The 24,152-nt window shown below is 47.3% G+C and carries 23 protein-coding genes and 1 other RNA gene; 7 read left to right on the forward strand and 17 right to left on the reverse strand.

Annotation, left to right across the window (positions count from 1 at the left end; translation table 11 throughout):
• Nucleotides 1-183: 183 nt before the first annotated feature.
• The 3 genes from DWY57_RS17195 to DWY57_RS17205 form a co-directional block, all read right to left on the reverse strand.
• Complete coding sequence (locus DWY57_RS17195) at nt 184-1,518, reverse strand: transglutaminase domain-containing protein (protein ID WP_117965831.1); 1,335 nt, start codon at nt 1,516-1,518, stop codon at nt 184-186.
• Nucleotides 1,515-2,687 (reverse strand): dipeptide epimerase, encoded by a 1,173-nt coding sequence (locus DWY57_RS17200; protein WP_117965834.1) that lies wholly within the window; start codon nt 2,685-2,687, stop codon nt 1,515-1,517. Before DWY57_RS17200 ends, DWY57_RS17195 begins: the two co-directional genes overlap by 4 nt.
• Before the next feature lie 128 nt (nt 2,688-2,815).
• The gene (locus DWY57_RS17205) at nt 2,816-4,021 is read right to left on the reverse strand and encodes an NlpC/P60 family protein (protein WP_117965837.1); all 1,206 of its coding nucleotides are present in this window, start codon (nt 4,019-4,021) and stop codon (nt 2,816-2,818) included.
• Between the two features lie 202 nt (nt 4,022-4,223).
• Here DWY57_RS17205 and rnpB point away from each other — a divergent pair.
• Nucleotides 4,224-4,625, forward strand: an RNA gene (gene rnpB / locus DWY57_RS17210) — RNase P RNA component class A.
• Between the two features lie 14 nt (nt 4,626-4,639).
• On the opposite strand, the gene DWY57_RS17215 is transcribed toward rnpB, so the two are convergent.
• On the reverse strand, nt 4,640-5,380 hold the full coding sequence (locus DWY57_RS17215) for a hypothetical protein (protein WP_226791193.1): 741 nt from the start codon (nt 5,378-5,380) through the stop codon (nt 4,640-4,642).
• A gap of 201 nt (nt 5,381-5,581) precedes the next feature.
• Here DWY57_RS17215 and DWY57_RS17220 point away from each other — a divergent pair, with 201 nt between their 5' ends.
• On the forward strand, nt 5,582-6,901 hold the full coding sequence (locus DWY57_RS17220) for a YihY/virulence factor BrkB family protein (RefSeq protein WP_117965840.1): 1,320 nt from the start codon (nt 5,582-5,584) through the stop codon (nt 6,899-6,901).
• Nucleotides 6,902-6,981: 80 nt separating this feature from the next.
• On the opposite strand, the gene DWY57_RS17225 is transcribed toward DWY57_RS17220, so the two are convergent.
• From DWY57_RS17225 to pstC, 6 genes are all read right to left on the reverse strand, one after another.
• Nucleotides 6,982-7,521, reverse strand: coding sequence for a nitroreductase family protein (locus tag DWY57_RS17225; RefSeq protein WP_117965842.1), 540 nt, complete (start codon nt 7,519-7,521; stop codon nt 6,982-6,984).
• 12 nt (nt 7,522-7,533) lie between these two features.
• A complete protein-coding gene (locus DWY57_RS17230; protein ID WP_005832292.1) occupies nt 7,534-8,136 on the reverse strand; it encodes a riboflavin synthase in 603 nt (200 codons plus the stop codon).
• 352 nt (nt 8,137-8,488) lie between these two features.
• Nucleotides 8,489-9,184, reverse strand: coding sequence for a phosphate signaling complex protein PhoU (gene phoU / locus DWY57_RS17235; protein ID WP_035448804.1), 696 nt, complete (start codon nt 9,182-9,184; stop codon nt 8,489-8,491).
• A gap of 60 nt (nt 9,185-9,244) precedes the next feature.
• A complete protein-coding gene (gene pstB, locus DWY57_RS17240; protein ID WP_055288615.1) occupies nt 9,245-10,000 on the reverse strand; it encodes a phosphate ABC transporter ATP-binding protein PstB in 756 nt (251 codons plus the stop codon).
• 17 nt (nt 10,001-10,017) lie between these two features.
• Nucleotides 10,018-10,878 carry a phosphate ABC transporter permease PstA gene (pstA, locus tag DWY57_RS17245; protein ID WP_119962140.1) on the reverse strand — a complete coding sequence of 287 codons (861 nt, stop codon included), beginning with the start codon at nt 10,876-10,878 and terminating at the stop codon, nt 10,018-10,020.
• 12 nt (nt 10,879-10,890) lie between these two features.
• Nucleotides 10,891-12,075 (reverse strand): phosphate ABC transporter permease subunit PstC, encoded by a 1,185-nt coding sequence (pstC, locus tag DWY57_RS17250; RefSeq protein WP_119962141.1) that lies wholly within the window; start codon nt 12,073-12,075, stop codon nt 10,891-10,893.
• Between the two features lie 191 nt (nt 12,076-12,266).
• Between pstC and DWY57_RS17255 the strand changes: the two genes are divergently transcribed.
• From DWY57_RS17255 to DWY57_RS17270, 4 genes are all read left to right on the forward strand, one after another.
• Entirely contained in the window at nt 12,267-13,088 is an 822-nt protein-coding gene (locus tag DWY57_RS17255; protein WP_119962142.1) for a PstS family phosphate ABC transporter substrate-binding protein, read from the forward strand.
• A 74-nt stretch (nt 13,089-13,162) separates the two neighbouring features.
• Entirely contained in the window at nt 13,163-14,902 is a 1,740-nt protein-coding gene (locus DWY57_RS17260; protein ID WP_005832304.1) for a glutamine--tRNA ligase/YqeY domain fusion protein, read from the forward strand.
• Nucleotides 14,903-14,906: 4 nt separating this feature from the next.
• Nucleotides 14,907-16,319: a tetratricopeptide repeat protein gene (locus DWY57_RS17265; RefSeq protein WP_057089505.1), complete on the forward strand. Its 1,413-nt coding sequence runs from the start codon at nt 14,907-14,909 to the stop codon at nt 16,317-16,319.
• Nucleotides 16,320-16,347: 28 nt separating this feature from the next.
• Complete coding sequence (locus DWY57_RS17270) at nt 16,348-16,986, forward strand: DedA family protein (RefSeq protein WP_005831315.1); 639 nt, start codon at nt 16,348-16,350, stop codon at nt 16,984-16,986.
• A gap of 90 nt (nt 16,987-17,076) precedes the next feature.
• Here DWY57_RS17270 and tpx read toward each other — a convergent pair whose 3' ends face one another.
• Nucleotides 17,077-17,577, reverse strand: coding sequence for a thiol peroxidase (tpx, locus tag DWY57_RS17275; protein ID WP_005831317.1), 501 nt, complete (start codon nt 17,575-17,577; stop codon nt 17,077-17,079).
• A gap of 126 nt (nt 17,578-17,703) precedes the next feature.
• Here tpx and DWY57_RS17280 point away from each other — a divergent pair, with 126 nt between their 5' ends.
• The gene (locus tag DWY57_RS17280; RefSeq protein ID WP_005831320.1) at nt 17,704-18,303 is read left to right on the forward strand and encodes a DUF308 domain-containing protein; all 600 of its coding nucleotides are present in this window, start codon (nt 17,704-17,706) and stop codon (nt 18,301-18,303) included.
• 63 nt (nt 18,304-18,366) lie between these two features.
• Here the strand turns inward: DWY57_RS17280 and DWY57_RS17285 are convergent, their stop codons facing one another.
• From DWY57_RS17285 to DWY57_RS17310, 6 genes are all read right to left on the reverse strand, one after another.
• Nucleotides 18,367-18,960 (reverse strand): master DNA invertase Mpi family serine-type recombinase, encoded by a 594-nt coding sequence (locus DWY57_RS17285; protein WP_057089503.1) that lies wholly within the window; start codon nt 18,958-18,960, stop codon nt 18,367-18,369.
• A gap of 229 nt (nt 18,961-19,189) precedes the next feature.
• On the reverse strand, nt 19,190-20,431 hold the full coding sequence (locus DWY57_RS17290) for an aminotransferase class I/II-fold pyridoxal phosphate-dependent enzyme (protein WP_119962143.1): 1,242 nt from the start codon (nt 20,429-20,431) through the stop codon (nt 19,190-19,192).
• A gap of 143 nt (nt 20,432-20,574) precedes the next feature.
• Nucleotides 20,575-21,213, reverse strand: a complete 639-nt coding sequence (locus tag DWY57_RS17295) for an acetyltransferase (protein ID WP_016274357.1) — start codon at nt 21,211-21,213, stop codon at nt 20,575-20,577.
• Between the two features lie 11 nt (nt 21,214-21,224).
• Nucleotides 21,225-21,833 (reverse strand): sugar transferase, encoded by a 609-nt coding sequence (locus DWY57_RS17300; protein WP_119962144.1) that lies wholly within the window; start codon nt 21,831-21,833, stop codon nt 21,225-21,227.
• A gap of 4 nt (nt 21,834-21,837) precedes the next feature.
• Nucleotides 21,838-23,040, reverse strand: coding sequence for a glycosyltransferase family 4 protein (locus DWY57_RS17305; RefSeq protein ID WP_119962145.1), 1,203 nt, complete (start codon nt 23,038-23,040; stop codon nt 21,838-21,840).
• A gap of 8 nt (nt 23,041-23,048) precedes the next feature.
• On the reverse strand, nt 23,049-24,152 hold a 1,104-nt coding region (locus tag DWY57_RS17310), incomplete at its 5' end, for a UDP-N-acetyl glucosamine 2-epimerase (protein ID WP_133302462.1).

The following is a 24,152-nucleotide window of genomic DNA, read 5'->3' on the forward strand; positions in this document are numbered from 1 at the left end:
TTTTTGTTCTCTTTTAACAGAGGATATTTAGGGCTTAACAGCGGTTAACGGCAAAGACTGACAAATTAGCATTTATGTACGATTGCTGACTGTTAAAGAACTGACAGATAGAGCATAAAAAGACGCATCACCCGTTGCGGCCGAAACGGATGATGCATCTGTTTTTAGAGGGCAGATAGTACCTTAATAATTCAAGTAATCAATGTCCATGTGGTAGTCCCACTGTGGGAAGTAGAGGTTACCTCCCTCCCACTCCACCTCGCCACGCTGAAAGTCGACAGTCTCGCTGCGGGGATACTGCTTTTCGGGCTGTAGCGGCATGCCGTAATCAGTGTTCACAATCATGCGCCAGGAGTCGATACCACCCAGGAAGAAATATTCTTCGTCGGCATTGCAGGCAAAGGCAGGAATGCCGAATGACTGGTCGACAGGCACCCAACCCACACCCTCAAAATAGACTTCTGCCCAATCGTGCAGATTCCATGCACGGGGATGCATCATGAAGCCGCTCTGGAAATGTGCGGGAATTCCACTGATGCGGCAAAGCGTAATGAACAGCAGGCTGACTTGGCCACAGTCTCCGTGACGGTTGTCCAACACATATTCCGGGATATTCTCAATGGTGGAATATTCGCGTGCAGAAGCCCACGGGAAGTTGTCATTCACCCAACGGAAGATACGTTTGGCTTTCAAGTAGGGGTTGGTTTCACCGGCTGTCAATTTGGCAGCAAGTTCGCGCAAGCGCGGGGAAAAGACGATATGCTTCTCACGCTCGGCAGTATATTCCTTATAAAGAGCGGTCGTCGTATCATAGGGCTGCACGTCTTCCGGCTTCAGATTATGCCATTCGCCGTTGGCGGTAAACTCAAAGGTTTCGGAGAATACGGTAGGTTCGCCTTCGACAGCACGTTTCTCCATGTACAATGTACTGTGACGGCACTCGGGCGACGAAAAGGTGTATTGCGGTTCACTGGCCGAAATGAACTTGACATCCTGCTGCCGGGCCTGGTCCTGACGGGGATAGGGCAACCAGCAACGGATGATTTTCCCGGCAGGTACGGCATTGGTATCCACGGTCAACGTGTAGGTGACGCGCATGCGCTTCGGCTCAACAATGGCCTTGCCCTCCTTCTTCACAGCAGAAATGATTTCGGGCAGGTTCTCCATATTCACTTTCTCGCTGCCACTCGGCGAAGTACCTTCCTTGGCTATCTTGATGTCATAGCAAGTGGAGTCCACACGAAACAGATTAGGTCCGGCATTACGGAAATAGCGTTTCTCTCCATCCAGCATCATGCACTCCAAAGCTTTGGAGGCTTCCCACTGGCGCATCTGCTCATCGGTCACGTCGGGAATATACTTGCGGATATAGTCCTTCACCTGGGATTCCGTCATACAGAAGTCCGTAAGCAGACGTTGGTGCAGGTCGTCCTCCCAATTGTAGGGCTTGCTCTCGGGCTTCGTGCTGCATGCAGAAGCCATCACAAACAGAGCGACGGTATACAATAGCTTTCTCATAACTTCACCACTCCAATACCCGGCAATTCGGGCAACGTTATCTTACCTTTCACAACCTCCATACCCTTGAAACGGTCGTTCGCAATCAGCAGACTACCGTCCAAGTCAGCAAAGTCCACTGCCGGAGAGAATTGGGAGGCAGCGGTAATGGCACAAGAGGTCTCGGTCATACAGCCTACCATCACTTTCATGTCCAATGCACGTGCCAAAGTCACCATCTTCCAGGCTTCGCGCATGCCGGTACATTTCATCAGCTTGATGTTGATGCCCGTAAAGGCGCCCTTCAAGCCTGCCACATCCTTCAGACGCTGGATGGACTCATCGGCAAATATGGGTAACGGGCTTTGCTGAGCGACCCATGCGATATCGTCCAATTGTTCCTTGGGCATCGGTTGCTCTATCATGACAATTCCTTTTTCGTGCAGCCAATGTATCATATCGAGCGCATGATGTTTGTCTTTCCAGCCCTGGTTGGCATCAATGGCAATCGGAAGGTCCGTCACCGAACGGATGGTCTCTATCATTTCTTTGTCGTTCTCCCGCCCCAGCTTTACTTTAAGGATATTGAACCGGTCGGCACACTCTTTCGTCTTTTCACGCACCACGTCGGCCGTATCAATACCGATGGTGAAAGTTGTAAAGGGAGTCTTCTCCTTGTCCAACCCCCATATCTTATACCAAGGGGCTTGCAACAGTTTGCCCACAAGGTCGTGCAAGGCGATGTCCACAGCAGTTTTAGCAGCGGAATCCCCTGCCGAGAGGCTGTCTATATAAGCCAGTATATCTTCCAGCTGAAAGGGGTCTGAGAATTGGCCGATGACATTCTGCACCTTCTTCAAAAAAGCTAATACACTGTCCATCGTACCTAGTTCGTGTTGCAGGTACGGGGGCATGGAGGCTTCACCATAACCGATAATGCCATCATATTCTATCTCGACCTGAACGTCGGGAGTGGTAGTACGCGAGTAGGTGGCCACTGTAAAGACATGGCGCAATTTCAGTTCATAGGGGAAGAAACGCAGTTTCATTTTTGGGGTTACACCTGCCCTACTGTTCACGTTGAACAAGGAAGGAGCGTCATTTCCTCCGGCAAATACATGATTGATTGCCATGCCTGAGCCGAGTGCGGCAAAAGCGGCGGTTTTCAGGAAATCTCTTCTGTTTGACATAATTGTGTGTGTATTAAATGTGCCAATATGCTAATGTACTAATATGCCAATGGGCTGCACTATATATACTACGTCATGTTTGCACCGTCACGCCGAGGTCATTGGCATATTGGCACATTAGCACATTATTACATTGAATAAAATGGATTCGTTTCCGTTGTATTGAGCGACGCCTCCTTATTTATATAAGGTAACACGCGCGTAGCGAACAACAGTCTACCGAGATTGTATTCATCGAACAGCTCGTCGTCGGGGCTGAAGCTATTGACGCGCACATCGCCTTGCGAATGGATGAAACGCTTGTTGCCGATATACATGCCGACATGTACCACACGTTCCTTGCGTTCCGGCGTCGCCTTACGCCCGAAGAAAATCAAATCGCCCGGCTGGAGGTTACTGAAATCAGGAGCGATATCGATATGCTTGCCCACGTATGCCTGCTGGGAAGCATCCCGCGGAATGATGATGTCGTGCATGAAAAGAACGGTGCGCATGAAGCCGCTACAATCCACCCCTTTGGAGGAAGTGCCAGCCCAAAGATAAGGGATGCCCATCATGCTATGCGCCGTAGCTATAATGCTGGCTGCGTCCTGCTTCAAGGCTGCCCGCCATTTTTTTTCAGGCATAGAGATGGATTTGGAGATATATCCCTGGCGGCCGTCGGGATAAGCCACCTTATAAAAGGCACCTTTTGTCCCCTCCCACTTCAGGCGGTTTCCGGCAGCAACATCAGAGACGGTCTGCGATACCTGGCTGGGCTGTGAGTAGACAAAGCCGTAATGCGAAGTCACCACTATTTTCTCCGCATTGTTCCAAGCGGCCAGTTCTTCCCGCGTGACGGGATGTATGCCTACCCGGTGTACCCATGCAATGTAATTGTCCGGTGTCTGGATACGGTACCAGCCGTCGCGCTGCAACACCCGCACCGGCATCCCCATCAAGCCTTGCGTCATCATTTCTGAAGAGAAATCCGGGTCTACCCGAAGATTGCACACAGACACATTGACAATGCCATACGTCTTGCCTTCAAGTCCGGTCTCATCCGGAAGCACTTGCAGACAATCCATCACCGCATATCCTTTCTTTGCCAAACCATCCAGCAAAGCCGTCTTTGCCTCTGCCGAAGTGGTGACACCACGCAACATCACATTCTTTCCGGAGAAAGAGTAATCTACATCGAACAAAGCTACGCGCTTGTCCGGTGCAAACTTTTGTTTCAAACTGTCAGCGAGTTGCGCCACCTCTGCAGGGATGGTACGGTCACCCACTTCCGAAGCGACAGCAAAAAGCGGGATTAACAGAAATAAAGGAAAAAGAGAGGATAACTTTTTCATTGGTCAAAAGGATTTGGGGGTTATTACTAATAGCAAAGCTACGAATTTATTCCGAAATAGATACATGTTTTTAAGATAATTAAGGGTAAAGAATGAAGAATGAAGGATTCATCCGTACTGCATCCGCACACTGCACAACAAATTCTTCATCCTTCATTCTTCATTCTTCATTAATATTCCGTATCTTTGTACCCCTATAAAAGCAGTTGGTCGGTCTGTCGCTTGCGCCTTCGTGCGTATGAGGAAAGTCCGGGCAACACAGAGCGTCCCACTTCCTAACAGAAAGCTGTCCGTGAGGGTAGAGTAACGTAGAAGAAAATAACCGCCGTCGCCCTCGGGCTATGGTAAGGGTGAGAAGGTGGGGTAAGAGCCTACCAGTCTTGTGGCGACACAAGGGCTGTGCGTCTTGGGAGTTGTAAGGTCATGTAAACCGACGTTATGAGAGTTGCTCGCTCCATGTCGGAGGGTAGACCGCTAAAGCTTGTATGGTGACATGCGGCTCAGATAAATGACAGACACTTCTTTTAATGAAGAATGGATAATTCCTAATTAGACTTTTTCAGGAACAGAAGAACAGAACCCGGCTTACAGACCGACTGCTTTTTTATTTCTTTTCTCCTATCTGTGATAATCCCCTTTATCTTTAATCAGTATGACCTTCAGTTGGGGGTCTTTCAACATCTGCCGTCCCTTATGTGAAGCCAACAATGCAAGTTGGGTAGTCCGGTGTCTCCAAGTCAGCAAGTCAATGGGACGGTTCAGTTCCTCTTTTATGACAGAATACCACCAGCCCGGAAAAGACAATGCACGAACAGCACCTCCATCAACAATCTTCTGCAATTCAGCAATGCAAGCATCCAGTTCCCTATCGCTCAAATCATTAGGTTTATCAAAAGCTACATAATAAGATGTATAATATCCGTTTTCTGTAAAAAGCCTCAATGCTTCCCAATTGGAACTTTCAATAATCAACTCATCTTTCTCCATACGATAAGTTTCAACCAACTTATTCAATTCAGCGAGTATTTCCGTCTTGTTGCCTGCCTTCAAGTTCTTAATATCCAACCAAATTTTACCATCAGTCTCATTCATATAAGAGAAATAAGGCTCCAGAACCAGATTAAAACTTGTATCCACATCATGCGTCACATCAAACTTCCGGTTTTTCCGAAAAACGACATCAACTTCCACGTTAGGATACTCGTCACCTTGCTCATAAAGTTTTTCTATCGAATTACATCGATGCAGCCATATCTTTTCGGGATAATCATTCATAAGTAGGGCTCCTATAACTAAATTACTCCCCACCCATGCTAACAATACAGCCAACAAAACTACCAGAATTCTCTTTTTGCGCATATTTTCAGTCTTTTTATCTCTAATAAACTTTCTTTCCCGCAAAATACATAAAAAGAATATTCTTAAACAAAACCTCCACTCCATTTCTACCTTTTTATTCGTTTATTCCAGAAATTTTATATAATTTTGCACTTCATATAAACAGAGATCATTGAGAATCCGTTAAAGATAACTCTTTGAACTTACGCTAATTAACATTTTATGAATAGACGTATTGCAGCCTTCTGGAAGTTTCTTACTTACGACATCTGGCGTATTACAGAAGATGAAGTTACGCGAACCACTTTTTCCGTATACAATATCATCAAGACCATCTACCTTTGTGTCAACCGCTTCACCAAAGACCGGATAGTAAACAAAGCCTCGGCACTGACTTACAGCACCTTGCTTGCCATTGTACCGATTCTCGCTATATTGTTTGCCATCGCACGCGGTTTCGGATTCGACAATCTGATGGAAAGTCAGGTTATCAACGGGTTCGGAGGTCCTACAGAAACCACAGAGGTTATTCTACAGTTCGTAAACTCATATCTCTCACAAACCAAAAGTGGAATATTCATCGGCATCGGGTTGATTATGTTGCTGTGGACAGTCCTGAACCTAATCAATAATATGGAAGTCACCTTCAACCGCATCTGGCAGGTAAAAAAGGCGCGCAGCATGTACCGCAAAATAACGGATTACTTCTCCATGCTTCTGTTGATGCCCATTCTGCTGGTAGTGTCCGGTGGTCTTTCCATCTTCATGAGTACGATGGTGAAGAACCTCGAAGACTTTACCCTACTGGCACCCGTCGGCAAGTTTATGGTACGCCTCATCCCCTTCGTACTGACCTGGTTCATGTTTACAGTACTGTACGTCTTTATGCCGAATACAAAAGTCAAACTAAAACACGCACTCATATCCGGTATTCTGGCAGGTACGGCACATCAGGCATTCCAGTTCCTCTACATCAGCAGCCAGTTGTGGGTTTCCCGTTACAATGCCATCTATGGTAGTTTCGCCGCCCTCCCGATGTTTCTGCTATGGTTGCAGGTATCTTGGACTATCTGCCTGTTCGGTGCCGAATTGACCTACGCCGGACAGAATATCCGGAACTTCAGCTTCGACAAGGATGCGCGCAACATCAGCCGTCGCTACCGCGACTTTATCTCCATCCTGATAATGTCCCTCATAGCCAAGCGTTTTGAACAAGACGCCCAACCCTATACAGCCGAGGAGATATCCGAAGAGTGCCAGATTCCCATCCGGCTGACACACGAAACCCTTTATGAATTGCAAGAAATCAACCTCCTGCATGAAGTGGTGACCGATGAAAAAAGTGAAGACATCGCTTACCAGCCTTCCATGGACATCAACAAGATGAATGTGGCCCTCCTGCTGGACAAGCTGGACACACACGGCTCAGAAGACTTCAAAATTGATAAGGAAAATGAATTTAACAGCCAATGGGGAGCATTGCTGAAGGCACGGGAGGAATACTACAAGAATGCAAGCAAGGTGCTGCTAAAGGATTTGTAGTTTGGTTTAAACACGGAGGCACAGAGATTTTTTCTCGTCTATTGGTTTAATCCCTGCACCTCTGTGTTCTTCTGCTAATGCTAATACTTATTATAAGATACTGTCTTCTCTTTTGGCTTCCGCGATTTCTTCCGTTTTTCCTTCACCGGATAGCCAATCGTAATATCTAGCAAAAGGCGTTTACCGGCCGGGATACCGACAAGTTTCTTTATCTCCTTCTCATCAAACCAGCCCAAAATGCAGGAACCCAGCCCTTCATTTTCTGCCGCCAACGTGATATGTGCGGCAGCGATACCAATATCAATCAATGGGAAATACTTACCCTTGATTTTTGCACCCAGAAAGGAAGTGGCATTCATGGACTCCTCCACCACCAGAATATGAACGGGAGCATCCTTGGCAAACTTGTTCATCCCCAATCCTGCAGCAGCCTTGCCCACCTTGGCAGACAGCTCCGGTTCCGTAACTACCACGAACTTCCACGGTTGTGCATTGCAGGCGGACGGAGCCAGACAAGCCGCTGCCAATATCCGTTCCAACTTCTCGGGCTCCACAGCACGAGTCATATCATAGGCACGGTCACTCTGACGGGATGCCACTAATTGCAGGAAATCGTTCATAGCGCCGTTACCTTATTTATATTGTATCATACGACTGATGTACTTACCAATGATATCGAACTCCAAATTCACCACACTGCCCACTTTGAAAGCATGAAAATTGGTATGCTCGAAGGTGTAAGGAATAATGGCCACCTGGAAAGTATCGTCGGTGGGATTGCACACGGTCAGGCTGACACCATTGACCGTTACCGAGCCTTTGTCTACCGTGATGTAGCCGCGCTTTGCCATCTCCTTGTCAAAAGCATACCGGAAAGTAAAGTAATAGCTTCCTTCCGCATCCTTTATATCGATGCAAGTGGCAGTCTGGTCCACATGTCCTTGAACGATATGGCCATCCAGCCGGCCGTTCATCATCATACTACGCTCCACATTCACTTCATCTCCCACCTGCAACAAGCCAAGATTGGAACGGTCCAGCGTTTCCTTCATGGCCGTCACGGTATAGGTATCATCTGTCAGACTGACTACCGTCAGGCAAACACCATTGTGAGACACACTCTGGTCTATTTTTAATTCACTGACGAATGAACACTTGAAAGTAAAATGTACATTCTCCTGGTCTTTGACCATCGCCACCAATGTGGCACATTCTTCTACTATTCCGGAAAACATGGTTCTATATACTTTTAGGTTATACACGATTTATTATTAATATGCGCAAAGATACAAAAAGCCCTTCGTATAGGTACAAAAAAAGGAAGCTTTTCACAAAGCCTCCTTTTTCAGTTTTCAATAGGTATTAGTTTTTTTTTAAGGTAAAAAGATTGTTTTCAGGATAACGATGCAAATATAGGCGCTTTTCGTGATACTAACCAAATTAAAAAACATGTCTTATAACATCTTTTTGAAAAAAACATTTAAGTTTATTATCATTTCAAAGCACTTTTCTACACCTGCAATCGTTTTCAATGGACAAATATAAGGCTATTTTCCATGAAACACTGAAATTATCCTAAAATTTTGTTTATTTCTTATCATTTAAGTAGTGTTCATCTGTCCGCCCGCTATGTTTTAACACTTTTGCGTCGATAAAGAACACTATTTCTTCGGCAATATTCGTGATATGGTCACCGGAACGCTCCAACTTGCGGAACACGCTCACCAGGTTCAGACAAGAGAGTGCACTCTCCGGATGCCGGCTGATGTAGTCGGCAAGAATGGCAGTAGCCTCAGCATTGATTTCGTCCAGCATATTGTCCTTGGCAAACACAGCGGTAGCCAATTCCTGGCTCTCCTCCTGAAGTGCCTGCTTGGCAAGCTCGAGCATGGAGAGCACCTGGGCTATCATCTCTTCAAGACGGAGTTGCTTGACCAACTCAGTATCCAATGCCGGTTCATGGCAGTTGAGGGCAAAGCGGGCAATGCCCTCTGCAAAGTCGCCCAGACGCTCCAGGTTCGTATTGATTTTGAGCATGGCAAGCACAAAGCGCAGGTCGATGGCAACGGGGTTGTAAAGGGCAATGATGTCCTCCACGTCGCTGTCTATTTTCAGTTCGAAAGCATTGACGCGACGTTCGCGCACCAATACCTGCTGAGCTAGCTCCCGGTCCAGCGTAAGCACGGCATCACCTGCACGGTCGAGCTGATTATATACCAGGGTCCACATTTCGTCTATTTCCTTTTTCAGCAAGACGAGTTCAGATTCGATAAACTTCACCATAATGTTTCTATTTTAAGATTACTTTTGTACAACTTATTTTTGCTTGTATGGAACAATCCGCTACCCGAAGCGTCCCGTGATGTAGTTCTGCGTTTCCACCTTGTCGGGATTCGTAAATATCTTCCGGGTATCTCCAAACTCCACCATCCGCCCCATATAGAAGAAAGCCGTATTATCACTGACACGCGCTGCCTGCTGCATGTTGTGGGTAACGATGACGATGGTGTACTGCTTCTTCAACTCGTGGATAAGCTCTTCCACCTTGGCAGTGGAGATGGGGTCGAGGGCGGATGCCGGCTCGTCCATCAGCAGGACCGAAGGAGACACCGCCATGGCACGGGCTATGCAGAGACGTTGCTGCTGACCGCCGGAGAGGGCGTAGGCGGAGACTTTCAGCTTGTCCTTCACCTCGTCCCAAAGGGCGGCGCCTTTCAGGGTTTCTTCCACCCGCTGACGGATGAAAGCGTTATCGGTGATGCCATTTACACGGAGTCCGTAGGCAACGTTCTCGAAGATGCTTTTTGGGAAAGGATTGGGGCGCTGGAACACCATGCCCACGTTCTTGCGGAGTTCATCCACTTGCACTCCTTTTCCATAGATGTCTTGTCCGTCAATGCGTATCTCGCCGGTCAGACGGGTGTCGGGAATCAAATCATTCATGCGGTTTAGCAGGCGCAGGAAGGTAGACTTTCCACAGCCCGAGGGACCGATGAAGGCTATCACAGACTTCTCCTCAATGTCCATGCTGATGCCTTTCAGGGCATGGAAATCGCCATACCAGAAGTTCACGTCACGGGTTTCTATCTTGTTCTTCATACCTATTGTATATGTTTTCAATTCGTCTTAATCTTCTTCTCAAAGTATTTCCGCAGGGCGTTTGCCAACAGATTCACCAGGAGGATAATCAGTATCAGCACCAATGCTGTGCCATAAGCAATGGGAAGCTGCGCTTCCATATCGGTGCCGCTGGTAGAGATGACGTAGAGGTGATAAGGAAGCGCCATGCACTGGTCGAAGATACTTGTAGGCAGCTGTGGCAGGAAGTAGGCGGCACAGGTGAAAAGGATGGGTGCCGTCTCGCCCGAAACACGCCCCAGCGCCAGAATCAGTCCAGTAATGATATTGGGCATCCCCATCGGCAGGATGACATGCCAGATGGTCTGAAGCTTGGTAGCTCCCAACGCGCGGCTTCCCTCGCGCATGCTGTCGGGGATGGCTTTCAACGCTTCTTCCGTGGTGCGGATAACCAAAGGCAGACTTAGCAGACCCAGCGTCAACGAACCTGCCAGAATGCTGTCTCCAAAATCCATATAGTTGACAAACAGCGCCATGCCAAACAGACCGAACACGATGGAAGGGATGCCGCTCAGATTATTCGTCATCATCCGTATGAAGCGTACCACCCAGCCTTTCGGCACATACTCATTCATATAAATACCGCTCATCACTCCCACCGGAAAGGCAAATAAAGCACTGCCCGCCATCAAGCAGAACGTACCTACAATGGCAGGAAGGATTCCGCCGGCAGTCATACCGTTGGTAGGAGCCGTAGTGAGGAACTCCCAATCGATAACTCCTATACCTTTATATATAATGAAGACGAGGATTGCAAAAAGAATCCCCACCACACTTAGGCTCAACAGACGGAACAAGCCGAATGCCACGTTTTGCGAAAGATGCTTTCTATTGACCATATCTACCTTCTTTTATTTTCGTCTTGGCGAAACTGCTTCCACCGTGAAGTTTATCAATAAACTGATGAAGAACAGCACGACACCCAGCAGGAACAATGCTTCGTAGTGAGCTCCGCCGGCAGGCGCTTCGCCTAGTTCGGCGGCAATCGTTGCCGGAATGGTGCGCAGCGGTTCCAGGATGGTATGGGGAATGACGGCGGCGTTGCCCGTCACCATCAGCACAGCCATCGTCTCGCCCACCGCACGGCCGATGCCCAACACCACTCCGGAGGTGATGCCCGAAATGGAGTAAGGAATCACCACCTTATATATAGTCTGCCATTGCGATGCTCCCAGTGCCAGACTGGCTTCGCGCATGGCGCGGGGACAATTCCTCATCGCGTCTTCTGTCACCGTAATGATGGTGGGCAACGCCATAATGGCAAGCACAATGCTGCCCGCCAGCCCGCTCTCGCCTACCGGCAAGTTGAACACCTGCTGCAAAAACGGCACAATGACAATTAAGCCGAAAAAGCCGTAGACCACCGACGGTATGCCACTCAACAACTCAATGATGGGCTTCAGCAGATTCCTTACCCGGGAATTGGCTACCTCCGACATATAGATTGCCACCGACAGACCAAACGGCAATGCAAAGAGGATGGCAAACAGACTGACCCACAGTGTCCCCGTAATGAGCGGCAAAAAGCCGAACTGCGCAGCAGGTGTTGCCGTGGGAAACCATTCGGCACCGGCAAAGACGTCCTTCACCGAAATGGTGTTGTCTTTCAGCAGATGCACCGAGTCTGGACGGACGATGAATTGCTGCGGTACAAAGGCTATAATGCCAGGCGTACGCTCCACCAGCTCCGTAATGCAGGCACCTGCATTTTCGTAGGAAGCGCCCAACTGCTCTTCCGTATAATACAGTGTGATGTCCTCCAAACGGAAAAGGCGGATAGGAAGGTCCTCCCCTCCCACTTCGTTCCAGTTTGTCAGCTCTTCATCAAAGACATCCTTTATCTGTGCCGGAGTCAGTTCGCCCACCCGATTCTCCTTATTCAAAGCCAATACATACCCTTCTTCTATCACCTTGCTGCTGAACAAGCCTAGCGCTTCGGAAAAGAGGAACACGACGATAAGTACGATGGTAAGGCTCGTCACAAAGCCGCTACAAGCCAGTATACCTTCTACAATCTTCTCAAAAATCTTTTTCATGTTGCCTATTGATTTCTGTATGCAAAGGAACGGGCCGGATGTTAAGGCAGTGTGACTAACGTTTGAAAGAAATATTTCAAAGGTGTTACAAAACTGTTACAACGGCCCAAAGCACATTCCATGTAACACATTTGTAATATCCATTACCTTAATTTGCATCATGTGTTTACCCAATTTGCACCATGTGTTTTATGAAGACAAGAAAATTACTCCTACTCCTCGCCCTGGCAGCTGCCACCACCGGCATGCAGGCGCAACGCATCAAAGGCAGCGACACCGTGCTCCCCATAGCGCAGCAGACCGCCGAACGCTTTATGCCCCTGAACCCCTCTGCCCGTGTCACCGTGACCGGCGGTGGAACCGGTGTCGGTATTTCAGCCCTGCTGGACCAGACCACGGACATCGCCATGGCTTCCCGCGCCATCAAGTTCAGCGAAAAGATGAAGGCCAAAGCCGCCGGAGAAGACTTGGCAGAAGTTCCCATCGCCTACGATGCCCTTGCCGTAGTGGTCCACCCCTCCAACCCAGTGAAACAACTGACCCGCCAACAACTGGAAGATATCTTCCGGGGCAAAGTCACCAACTGGCAGCAAGTGGGCGGAGACGACCGCAAAATCGTAGTCTACTCCCGCGAGACTTCCTCCGGTACCTACGAGTTCTTCAAGGAAAGCGTACTGAAAAACAAGAACTACATGAGCAGCAGTCTCTCCATGCCTGCCACGGGAGCCATTATCCAATCCGTCAGCCAAACTCGCGGAGCCATCGGATATGTGGGTCTAGCCTATGTATCACCGCGTATCAAGACACTCGCCGTTTCATACGACGGGCAGCATTATGCCGCTCCCACGCTGGAGAATGCCATCAATAAGACTTATCCGATAGTACGCCCGCTATACTATTATTATAACCGAAAAAACGCCTCGGTCGTAGCCCCTCTGCTCGATTTCATCTTGTCTGCCGCAGGACAGAAAATCATCAAAGAGAGCGGATATATCCCGGTACATAACGAATAAATCTTCATTCTTCATTCTTCATTCTTCATTTTTTTACCCTATCTTTGTCCCCACGATACGAAAATAGTAACATTATGGCAGAAATAAAGAGCGAAGAAACAAGCGAAAAAAAGAGCTTGAACTTCATTGAGCAAATAGTAGAAAACGATTTGAAAGAAGGTAAAAACGGGGGAAAAGTACAAACACGCTTCCCGCCCGAACCAAACGGTTACCTCCACATCGGACACGCCAAGGCCATCTGCCTTGATTTCGGTATTGCCGCCGCACACGGCGGTGTCTGCAACCTGCGTTTCGATGACACCAACCCCACCAAAGAAGATGTGGAATATGTAGAAGCCATCAAGGAAGACATCCAGTGGCTGGGCTACAAATGGGGTAACGAATATTACGCTTCCGACTATTTCCAGCAATTGTGGGACTTCGCTATCCGCCTCATCAAAGAGGGCAAAGCATACATCGACGAACAGACTTCCGAGCAGATTGCCGCCCAGAAAGGAACTCCCACCCAGCCCGGTGTGGAAAGTCCCTACCGCAACCGTCCTATCGAAGAAACACTGGACTTGTTCCAGAAAATGAACAGCGGCGAGATTGAGGAAGGTGCCATGGTGCTCCGCGCCAAGATAGACATGGCAAGCCCCAACATGCACTTCCGCGACCCTATCATCTACCGCGTAGTGAAGCATCCGCACCATCGCACGGGCACCACTTGGAAGGCTTATCCGATGTACGACTTCGCCCACGGGCAAAGCGACTTCTTCGAAGGCGTGACACACTCGCTCTGCACACTGGAGTTTGTGCCCCACCGTCCACTCTACGATCTCTTCGTGGACTGGGTGAAGGAAGGCAAAGACCTCGACGATAACCGCCCCCATCAGTATGAGTTCAACAAACTGAACCTCAGCTATACGCTGATGAGCAAGCGCAACCTGCTGACTCTAGTCAAGGAAGGCTTGGTAAACGGTTGGGACGACCCCCGTATGCCGACTATCTGCGGTTTCCGCCGTAGGGGATACTCTCCGGAGTCCATTCATAAGTTCATCGACAAAATAGGATATACAACCTACGATGCGCTCAATGAATTCGCCCTGCTGGAAAGCGCCGTGCGCGAGGACTTGAACGACCGCGCCACCCGCGTATCTGCCGTACTGAATCCGGTGAAGCTTATCATCACTAACTATCCCGAAGGGCAAGTGGAAGAGATGGAAGCCGTCAACAACCCCGAGCATCCCGAAGAAGGCAACCACGTCATCGAATTCAGCCGCGAACTCTGGATGGAGCGCGACGACTTCATGGAAGATGCTCCGAAGAAATATTTCCGCATGACACCGGGACAAGAGGTACGTCTGAAGAACGCGTACATCGTGAAGTGTACCGGCTGCAAGAAGAACGACGCCGGTGAAATCACCGAAGTATATTGCGAATATGACCCTGATACCAAGAGCGGTCTGCCCGGAGCCAACCGTAAGGTGAAAGGCACCATCCATTGGGTAAGTTGTGCCCACTGCCTCGAAGCAGAAGTACGTCTCTACGACCGTCTGTGGAAAGTGGAGAACCCGCGCGATGAGCTTGCCGCCATCCGCGAAGCGAAGAACTGCGACGCACTGACAGCCATGAAAGAAATGATCAACCCCGACTCCCTGAATGTGCTGCCCTGCTGCTACATCGAGAAGTACGCTGCCGGCATGCAGCCCCTCTCCTACCTGCAGTTCCAACGTATCGGTTATTTTAATGTTGACAAAGATTCTACGCCAGAAAAAATGGTATTCAACCGTACTGTAGGTCTGAAAGACGTTTGGGGTAAAATCAATAAATAAGAATATGAGTAAAAAAAACCTGCTGTCCGGAAGAGACAAAGAACTGCAAGAAATGGCAGAACAATATGAAGCTGCCAAAGCAGAGAACAGAACCATCTATCTGGACGCAGACGACTTAGCCGACCTCGCAGACTGGTATGCCGTGCATCATAAATATGCCATGGCTACCGAGGTCGTAGAGTATGGCTTGGGAATACATCCGGATAATACGGCTCTGCTGGTGGAACAGGCATACTTGTTCCTCGACACCCAGCATAAAGAGCAAGCCAAGGATATATTGGAACGGATTGCCGAAGAATCTTCCGAAGTGAAAGTGCTGAAAGCCAACCTACTGTTGGGCGAAGGCAAAGAAGAAGAAGCAGAAGCGATACTCGACAGCATAGACGATAAGGACGACCTGGCCAATATCGTTGATGTATCCTATATGTACATCGACATGGGATTCCCGGAAAAAGCATTGACATGGCTGACGCGCGGACTCGAAAAATATGCCGAAGAAGAAGCCTACCTTGCCGTCACCGGCGATTGTTACTATGCCCAGGGACTGTTTGAAAAAGCCACCTTCTTCTTCAATAAGCTGATTGACAAGAATCCGTATTCGGCTCCTTACTGGTTTGGACTGGCCCGTTGCTACTTTGACCAGCAGATGTTCGACAAAGCAATCGAAGCATGCGACTATGCCACGGTGGCCGATGACGAGTTTGCCGATGCCTACCTGATGAAAGGACATTCCTTCTTCCAATTGGGAAATGAGGAAAGTGCCATGGAAAACTACCTGCAAGCCGAAAAGTTCCATCTCGTCTCCCACGGTTTCATCAACACCTTCATCGGCCTGAACAAAACCTCCAAAGGAGAGTGGAAAGAAGGATACGACTATCTGGAAAAAGCCATAACGGCCGAAGACAGCCATGACTTCGCCTTGCCCTCCCTTTATGCCAATGCGGCCCTATGCCTGCACAAGATGGGAAAAAAGCGCAAAGCCCACCAATATTGTAAAAAAGCATACGACTTGGCACCCGAAGAGATAGACCCGTACCTGATTGAGGGGCGCATCTACATGGAAGAAGGTGAGTATGAGAAAGGTGTGAAGAGATGGGCCAAAGCCTTAGAGTATGCCCCCTATGCAGATACCTGGCACGAAATAGGCATGTGTAGCATGGAAATAGGACAACTGAGCTATGCCAAGCTGGCCTTTGAACATGTCAAAGAGATGGAGCCGGACTTTGAAGGTATCAACGAAAGGCTGACTTCTCTGTATATGTTGCTCAAAGACAAGGAGAACTTCATGAAGTACAACCAGCTGTGCGAACATCCGTTCAGGCTGGAAGAGCTGGATAGATTACAGCAGATACTACAAGAAGATAATCAGGAAGAGCTGGCCCTAGTGATGAAGAATATTTTCAATGCATTACAATAACAGTAATTATATACCACTAATCTAGCAAATGGAATCAGTAGCCTTTATCCAATGGTGTCTCGACCACCTCAATTACTGGACCATCACTTTATTGATGGCCATTGAAAGTTCGTTTATTCCCTTCCCCTCGGAAGTTGTAGTCCCTCCTGCCGCTTGGAAAGCCGCCAACAATGACAACATGAACATATATCTGGTGGTATTGTTTGCAACCATAGGGGCAAATATCGGAGCATTGATAAACTACTATCTGGCAAAATGGCTGGGACGCCCCATCATTTACAAGTTTGCCAACAGCCGTTTCGGGCACATGTGCCTCATCGACGAAGCCAAAGTGCAACATGCGGAGGAATACTTCGATAAGCATGGAGCCGTATCAACCTTTGTCGGCCGCCTGATACCTGCTGTTCGCCAGTTGATATCCATCCCTGCCGGTCTGGCACGCATGAAGCTGGGAACTTTCTTGCTGTACACCACCTTGGGTGCAGGCCTTTGGAATTCCATCCTGGCTTTTATCGGCTATTACTTGTCCACAGTACCCGGCATTGAGAACGAGGAACAGCTGCTTGCCAAAGTAACGGAATACAGCCATGAGATAGGTTATGTATTTATCGGCATCGGCGTACTCATCGTGGCATTCTTCATCTATAAAGGCATGAAGAAGAAATAAAAAAGAAAACGGTATGATAATAAAAAAGCGGTGGACAGCATGATAAATTCTGTCCACCGCTTTTTATTGCTTATCCCAAATCCAAACTTTCTACTTTACAGCTGCAATAGCTTTATCATAGTCAGGTTCTTGCGTAATTTCAGGTACCAATTCCGTATAGGCAATCTTACCATCTTTGCCGATAACCACTACCGAACGCGCCAGTAGACCTGCAAGCGGTCCGTCGGCCATGCGTACCCCGTAGTTTTCATCAAAATCGGAAAAACGGAAATCAGACAAAGGAATCACATTCTCAATACCCTCCGTTGTACAGAAACGTGCATGTGCAAAAGGCAAATCCTTGGAGATTGCCAACACTACCGTATCGGGCAGGCCGGCAGCCAGTTTGTTGAACTTACGTACAGAAGTAGCGCACACACCAGTGTCAAGGCTGGGGAAAATATTCAAAATAACATTCTTCCCGTTCAGTTCCTTCAAAGAGAATGAAGACAAATCTGTTTTTACCAATTCGAAATCGGGGGCAACAGAGCCCACCTTTATAAATTCACCGATAACCTTTACCGGTTGTCCTTTAAATTTTGTTGTAGCCATAGTTTTATCAAATTATATGTATACATAACAAATTACATACAGAAAAAGTTCACCCGAAACTTTTTTCCGGATAAACTGTTATTCTACAGACGAATTAATGATAATCACTTAAAAAATTAAATTCACATGAAAACTATTTTTGACGAACTTCAGCAGGAAGTAAAGAATTGGTGGATTTCACTCATTCTTGGTATTCTTTATGTAATAGTGGCTATAAGCCTGATGTTCTCCCCCCTCAGCGGGTATGCGGTATTGAGCATTCTGTTCAGCGTCTCCATGTTGTTCAGCGGTCTGCTGGAAATATCCTTTGCAGTAAGTAACCGTAGAAGGGTATCCAGTTGGGGATGGTATCTGGCTGGAGGTATCATCGACATGATTCTGGGATTCTACCTGATAGCCTACCCGATGCTCAGCATGGAAGTCATTCCGTTCATCATCGCCTTCTGGCTGATGTTCCGCGGCTTCTCATCCGTAGGCTATGCCATGGACCTCAAAAGATACGGGACAAGAGACTGGGGATGGTATGTTGCTTTCGGTATTCTTGCCGTCATCTGCTCGCTCATCATCTTGTGGCAACCTGCAGTAGGCGCCCTTTACGCCGTGTACATGATTTCGTTTGCATTCCTGATTATAGGTTTCTTCCGTATCATGCTGTCATTCGAGCTGAAAAACCTGCACAAGCGCGGGAAAGAGTGGAAGGAAAAGAAAGAAGTATCAGCCGAATAAGTAGCCCACACGAAGCGTGTCAAAAGGAATCCCACCTTTGACACCTTCGTTTAGCTGAATTGCTCAATAGTGTCTCAGAAAACGGAACATCGTAGTCCGTGACACTCCCATCTGCCGGGCAAGCTCAGCACACGACTCTCCTCTTTGGTGCTCCCTCACAAGTTTCCTCTTGTTCGCATAGAGTATCTTCATTTTGGGTGTGTCCCCTTTCTTCCTGCCCAGATGTTTTCCTTCTTTCCTCCGTCGTTCCAAGGCTTCTTTGGTGCGCATGGAAATCAGATTACGCTCTATCTCGGCCATCAGTCCAAAAGCAAATCCCAGCACTTTGCTGTTGATGTCATTCTGGAACACATACCCCTCTTTGGTACTGTACAGCACCACTCCCCTTTTGATGCAGGAGTTAAGAATGGTCATTATCTCCAGCAGTGTCCGGCTAAGCCGCGAAATCTCCGTTATAATCAAGGAGTCTCCCGGTTTCATCCGATCCAACAAGCCCGCCAGTTTACGCTCTTTGCTACTCACTTTTCCGCTGACCGTCTCCATGTACCATCTGTCGATACTCAACCCATTCTTTTCCGCGAAGCGTATAATTTCCTCGCGCTGATTCTCTAAAAACTGTTTTTCTGTACTTACTCTTAAATAAGCTACTACTGCCATAATCGATAAACGTTTATTGGTTATTATTCACCACCAAAGAACGGTTATTCAAGTAAGAGTGGCAACACACAACTATGACTCTCTATCACAGAGGATCACATTATGGACATCCCCCAAAGTCAGAGAAGATTCTCGGTACCCATCTCAAATATGCCTATAAACAAAGAAAACAGCCCCACTGAAGCTGTTTTCTGAAATTAGTTCATAAAAAATTGATACTATGTAGATTTCATAGTATACTCTCCTTCATTTCATTCACTATGTATCTCACATCCTCATCCGTCACATAAGGACCACTCGGCAAGCAAAGACCACGCCTGAACAAACCCTCACTGACACCATTCACATAGGCAGGATTAGCGGCATAAACCGGTTGAAGATGCATAGGCTTCCATAAGGGACGACTCTCGATACCAGCTCTGTCCAAGCAAATACGCATGGCCTCTACATTACGGTTGGGCTCGCAAGAGGTATGGGCACTCACCGACTCATGCGTAACACCCGCAGCACCACCCACGGCACCTTTCACAGTCTCACGGTAGGCATCTTCCTCACCCTTCACATGCAGATTCTCGTCAAGCAGTACCGTGTTCAGCCAATAATTGCTGTCATAGCATCCGGAAGGATTCTCATGAAGCGTGATTCCCTCCACATCGGCCAACAGCTCACGATACAGACCGCACAGATGCTTATGGTGCGCTATGTGCTCATCCACCACCGTCATCTGGCCGCGGCCGATACCCGCACAAATGTTACTCATCCTATAATTATAGCCTATACGCTCATGCTGGTAGTAGGGATAGGACTCACGGGCCTGGGTAGCATAGAACATTATCTCACGCTTGGACTCTTCATCCGGGCAAATTAGGGCACCGCCACCGCTGGTGGTTATCATCTTGTTACCATTGAATGAAAGCACACCGTATCTGCCAAAAGTTCCGAGGACTTGCCCGTCAAACTTGCTTCCAAAGCCTTCGGCAGCATCCTCTATGACCGGAATATCATATCTATCTGCCACCGACATGATTTGGTCTGTCTTGTAGGGCATTCCATACAAAGCCACCGGAACAATCGCTTTGGGCTTCCGGCCGGTCTTGTCGATACGCTCCCTGATAGCCTGCTCCAGAAGAACCGGGTCCATGTTCCAGGTATCAGCCTCAGAATCCACGAATACCGGAGTAGCACCGAGGTAGGTCACCGGATGGGAAGAGGCACAAAAGGTAAAGCTCTGTACTATCACTTCGTCGCCCTTCCCCACTCCACAAGCCAGCAGAGCCAAATGCACAGCGGCAGTACCTGCACTTAAGGCCACTACCTTCTTGCCCTGACCCACGAAGCGTTCCAAATCCTGCTCGAAGGCATTCACATTCGGGCCGAGAGGAACAACCCAGTTGGTATCGAAGGCTTCCTGTATGAAGCCCATTTCCTTGCCGCTCATGTGAGCGAGGCAAAGATAAATTCTCTTATCCATAAAAGTATGTGATTAAAAGAAAACGATAAATAGAAAAGTAAGAGTATAAAAAGAAAGGCTATTTACACCATAGGTAATAAGGCACAAATAACCAACGCAACAACTTACCTAATCTCACAACAATCATTAGGAATGCAAATTATCTATTCCTTATATTTTAAAACCTTTGCAGGTATTCCTGCCATTATAGCATTTTGGGGTACATCCTTAATAACTACGGCACCAGCACCAATAAGACAGTTTTCTCCTAATTCATGTACACCAGTCATTATAGTAGCACTAATGCCAATATATGCATATTTATTCGCAATAATTGATGCACCAAAATTCACTCCCGTAGAAAGGAAAGTACCTTCGTGCAATATAGAATGATGAGCAACATTTACTCCCATACTTATCATTACAAAGTTTTCTATTTTTGTGTATGGCATGATATGAGCCCCCAAAAGAATATAAACACCTTTTCCTATTTCAACATTTGGAGATAAGCATACTGTAGAATGAATAAAATTAGGAACCTCATATCCCAGACTTAACGCACGTTTTAATATTTCAACCCGCAATTTATTATTTCCTAAAGGACAATAAACAGCTTCAACATCATATTTATCTTTCAAACATGCAAGAAAATCCAATTCCCCCAACACAGGAATACCACATACCTTTTGGTTGATATACCTAGGATTGTCATCCAAAAAACCTACAATTTCAATACCTGCTTCTTGAAGATAAGCCAAATAGACTTCGCCATAAGTACCTGCACCAATAATAACACTTTTCATATTCATTTCTTTCAATTATGCCCATTAAAAGGCACAGTAGTAGCCTCTCCTTCTCTTGATATTCCTTCCCTAATAAAAACTTTTCTTATTGTAGCAAATGCAATTTGCATATCTAAAGAAAAAGAACAATGATCCACATACCAAACATCCAGTTCAAACTTTTTTGTCCAACTCAAGTTATTTCTTCCATTAATCTGTGCCCAACCAGTTATACCTGGACGTACTTCATGCCTTCTCATCTGCTCTTTAGAATATAAAGGTAAATAATAAGTTCTTAAGGGGCGAGGACCGATCAACGCCATATCACCTTTCAAGACATTGAGCAACTGTGGCAACTCATCTATCGAAGTGGAGCGCACGAAACGTCCCACTTTGGTCAGCCGATTGGCATCCGGCAATAATTTGCCTTCTGCATCCCGCTCATCCGTCATACTTTTAAACTTTATCACACGGAATATTTTTCCATCCTTTCCAGGACGCTCCTGAGTAAAGAATGCTCCTGCACCTTTATTGGCAAAATGCAACCAAATAGTAATAAGTAATAAAATGGGCCAGATAACAACCAATACAATAAAGACCAGAATGAAATCAATCACTCTTTTCAAACCATGTTTATACATACTCTCAAAAATGCTTCATTATAGCCTTATAGCTCTTATCTACAGTATAATTCTCACACAAAAATCTATACCCCCTTTCTCCCATCTCTTTCATTCGTTTATCATCCTCTACCATAAACTCAATCATCTCCATAAAAGTATCTATATTCCCATTCTCTGTCCACAGACCGAAACCACTTTCTTCAGCTATCCGTCCGATGTCCGTATTCACATCCGTAGCCATTAACACCGGCATCCTACATTCCAAATACGAAAGCAGACGCGATGGGAAATTGGGTATCGTAAACCGCTTGTCCAGAAATATCAAGCCTACATCACACAAGCTCACCAATTCATCATATTTTGCTTTCGGCAATGCAGCAAGAAGACAAGCGTTTTGGGGCAAGTGCGTATCAAACCATAATTTAACCCTCATATACTCTGTACCACTACCTACAATTACAAAATACGAGTCATCCCGCTTTTTATTCTCCTCAATCACCTTCAATAAAAAATCTATCCCCTGGGGCTTTCCCAAATTACCCCCATAGATGAAAATCCTTTTTGATGCAGGAATATTCAATTCTTTCAGCAGTTCACCCTCTTTCCTATCTCCTTTCAACCTTTCCTGCAACTTCACACTGTTCGGACAGATTTCCACCTTTGCCGTATCAATGGCAGGATTATGCTTCAACACATACTCACAGTTGGCAGGTGACATACAACCGATAAAGTCTGACAATTCATAAAGTTTTTCCTCCTTATCCCTGAACATCCTATAAAGAAAACTTTTCTTGGAGAACATACCCAAATCCACCGCATTCTGCGGAAAAATATCCTTCAGCATCAGATAGGTTTTAGCATTCCAGCGTTTTTTCAAGGTTCGGATTACCTTATTGAAGGTGATGGGAGGAGTGGAATAAAGAATAAGGTCGAACTTCACATCCCGCCAGTATTTATTAATGGCATGCAGATACTGGCTTTCCAACAATAAAGTGCCAATCCCCTTCTCCACAATATTCGTTTTCTGGATATTGAGTGTCTTTACCTTCAATATTCTTGCACCGCCGTTCTCCATGACTCCGGTAGGCTGATGGAATCTCCGCTCATAAGGAGATACTATATACATGGCATGCCCGTTCCTGATAAATTCACGCATCAGGTCCGTATAGATGCCACGCTCTTCCAAGCCATTGATACGGGATATTGTCAAAAAAAGAATGTTCATCCCAGCAGTCAGAATTTTCTCCAGACCATCTTGTTCACCACTCCCGTATAGCTCTGAATTATCTTCACAACCTTAGCCGATACATTCTCATCCGTATAATCGGGCACCGGCAGACCATCGTCCTCATTCCTATTCATCTCCACGGCAGTATCTACAGCCTGGAGCAAGGATTTCCCGTCAATGCCGGCAAGGACAAAGATACCCTTGTCAAGAGCCTCGGGACGCTCCGTACTCGTACGGATGCATACAGCAGGGAAAGGATGCCCCACAGAAGTGAAGAAACTGCTCTCCTCAGGCAGGGTACCGCTGTCACTCACAACGGCATAGGCGTTCATCTGCAGGCAGTTGTAGTCGTGGAAACCGAGAGGTTCATGCTGAATCACACGACTGTCAAGTACAAAGCCGCTTGATTCCAGACGTTTCCTGCTACGGGGATGACAACTGTAAAGTATGGGCATGTCATATTTCTCGGCCATAGCGTTAACCGCCTTGAAAAGGGACAGGAAGTTCTTCTCCGTGTCAATGTTCTCTTCCCGATGCGCGGAAAGCAGGATGTATTTACCTTTCTGGAGATGCAATCTCTGGTGAATATCGCTGGACTCTATTTCGGACAAATTCTCATGCAGGACTTCCGCCATGGGCGAACCGGTTACGTATGTACGTTCTTTCGCCACGCCCGAAGCGTTCAGGTATCTGCGGGCATGCTCCGAATAGCAGAGGTTCACATCGGAAATGACGTCCACAATACGGCGGTTGGTCTCCTCAGGCAGGCACTCGTCAAAGCAGCGGTTGCCTGCCTCCATATGGAAGATGGGGATATGCAGACGTTTCGCGCCTATCACGCTCAGGCAGGAGTTCGTGTCTCCCAACACCAGCACGGCATCAGGTTTCACCTGCACCATCAGCTTGTAGCCGGCGTTGATAATATTCCCCATCGTGGCACCGAGGTCATCGCCGACGGCATCCATATACACATCGGGGTCTTTCAGCTTCAGGTCGCGGAAGAAGACACCGTTCAGGTTATAGTCGTAATTCTGGCCCGTATGTGCCAGCAGACAGTCAAAATAACTGCGGCATTTGTTGATGACAGCCGCCAGGCGGATGATTTCCGG

Source organism: Bacteroides sp. AF25-5LB (genome assembly GCF_003602965.1).
In the GTDB taxonomy this organism is placed as follows: Bacteria; Bacteroidota; Bacteroidia; order Bacteroidales; family Bacteroidaceae; genus Bacteroides; species Bacteroides uniformis.

Excerpts from the sequence above, each read along its gene's own strand:
- DWY57_RS17195 (WP_117965831.1), bottom strand. The coding sequence starts at position 1,518 with ATGAGAAAGCTATTGTATACCGTCGCTCTGTTTGTGATGGCTTCTGCA.
- DWY57_RS17200 (WP_117965834.1), bottom strand. The coding sequence starts at position 2,687 with ATGTCAAACAGAAGAGATTTCCTGAAAACCGCCGCTTTTGCCGCACTC.
- DWY57_RS17205 (WP_117965837.1), bottom strand. The coding sequence starts at position 4,021 with ATGAAAAAGTTATCCTCTCTTTTTCCTTTATTTCTGTTAATCCCGCTT.
- DWY57_RS17215 (WP_226791193.1), bottom strand. The coding sequence starts at position 5,380 with ATGCGCAAAAAGAGAATTCTGGTAGTTTTGTTGGCTGTATTGTTAGCA.
- DWY57_RS17220 (WP_117965840.1), top strand. The coding sequence starts at position 5,582 with ATGAATAGACGTATTGCAGCCTTCTGGAAGTTTCTTACTTACGACATC.
- DWY57_RS17225 (WP_117965842.1), bottom strand. The coding sequence starts at position 7,521 with ATGAACGATTTCCTGCAATTAGTGGCATCCCGTCAGAGTGACCGTGCC.
- DWY57_RS17230 (WP_005832292.1), bottom strand. The coding sequence starts at position 8,136 with ATGTTTTCCGGAATAGTAGAAGAATGTGCCACATTGGTGGCGATGGTC.
- phoU (WP_035448804.1), bottom strand. The coding sequence starts at position 9,184 with ATGGTGAAGTTTATCGAATCTGAACTCGTCTTGCTGAAAAAGGAAATA.
- pstB (WP_055288615.1), bottom strand. The coding sequence starts at position 10,000 with ATGAAGAACAAGATAGAAACCCGTGACGTGAACTTCTGGTATGGCGAT.
- pstA (WP_119962140.1), bottom strand. The coding sequence starts at position 10,878 with ATGGTCAATAGAAAGCATCTTTCGCAAAACGTGGCATTCGGCTTGTTC.
- pstC (WP_119962141.1), bottom strand. The coding sequence starts at position 12,075 with ATGAAAAAGATTTTTGAGAAGATTGTAGAAGGTATACTGGCTTGTAGC.
- DWY57_RS17255 (WP_119962142.1), top strand. The coding sequence starts at position 12,267 with ATGAAGACAAGAAAATTACTCCTACTCCTCGCCCTGGCAGCTGCCACC.
- DWY57_RS17260 (WP_005832304.1), top strand. The coding sequence starts at position 13,163 with ATGGCAGAAATAAAGAGCGAAGAAACAAGCGAAAAAAAGAGCTTGAAC.
- DWY57_RS17265 (WP_057089505.1), top strand. The coding sequence starts at position 14,907 with ATGAGTAAAAAAAACCTGCTGTCCGGAAGAGACAAAGAACTGCAAGAA.
- DWY57_RS17270 (WP_005831315.1), top strand. The coding sequence starts at position 16,348 with ATGGAATCAGTAGCCTTTATCCAATGGTGTCTCGACCACCTCAATTAC.
- tpx (WP_005831317.1), bottom strand. The coding sequence starts at position 17,577 with ATGGCTACAACAAAATTTAAAGGACAACCGGTAAAGGTTATCGGTGAA.
- DWY57_RS17280 (WP_005831320.1), top strand. The coding sequence starts at position 17,704 with ATGAAAACTATTTTTGACGAACTTCAGCAGGAAGTAAAGAATTGGTGG.
- DWY57_RS17285 (WP_057089503.1), bottom strand. The coding sequence starts at position 18,960 with ATGGCAGTAGTAGCTTATTTAAGAGTAAGTACAGAAAAACAGTTTTTA.
- DWY57_RS17290 (WP_119962143.1), bottom strand. The coding sequence starts at position 20,431 with ATGGATAAGAGAATTTATCTTTGCCTCGCTCACATGAGCGGCAAGGAA.
- DWY57_RS17295 (WP_016274357.1), bottom strand. The coding sequence starts at position 21,213 with ATGAAAAGTGTTATTATTGGTGCAGGTACTTATGGCGAAGTCTATTTG.
- DWY57_RS17300 (WP_119962144.1), bottom strand. The coding sequence starts at position 21,833 with ATGTATAAACATGGTTTGAAAAGAGTGATTGATTTCATTCTGGTCTTT.
- DWY57_RS17305 (WP_119962145.1), bottom strand. The coding sequence starts at position 23,040 with ATGAACATTCTTTTTTTGACAATATCCCGTATCAATGGCTTGGAAGAG.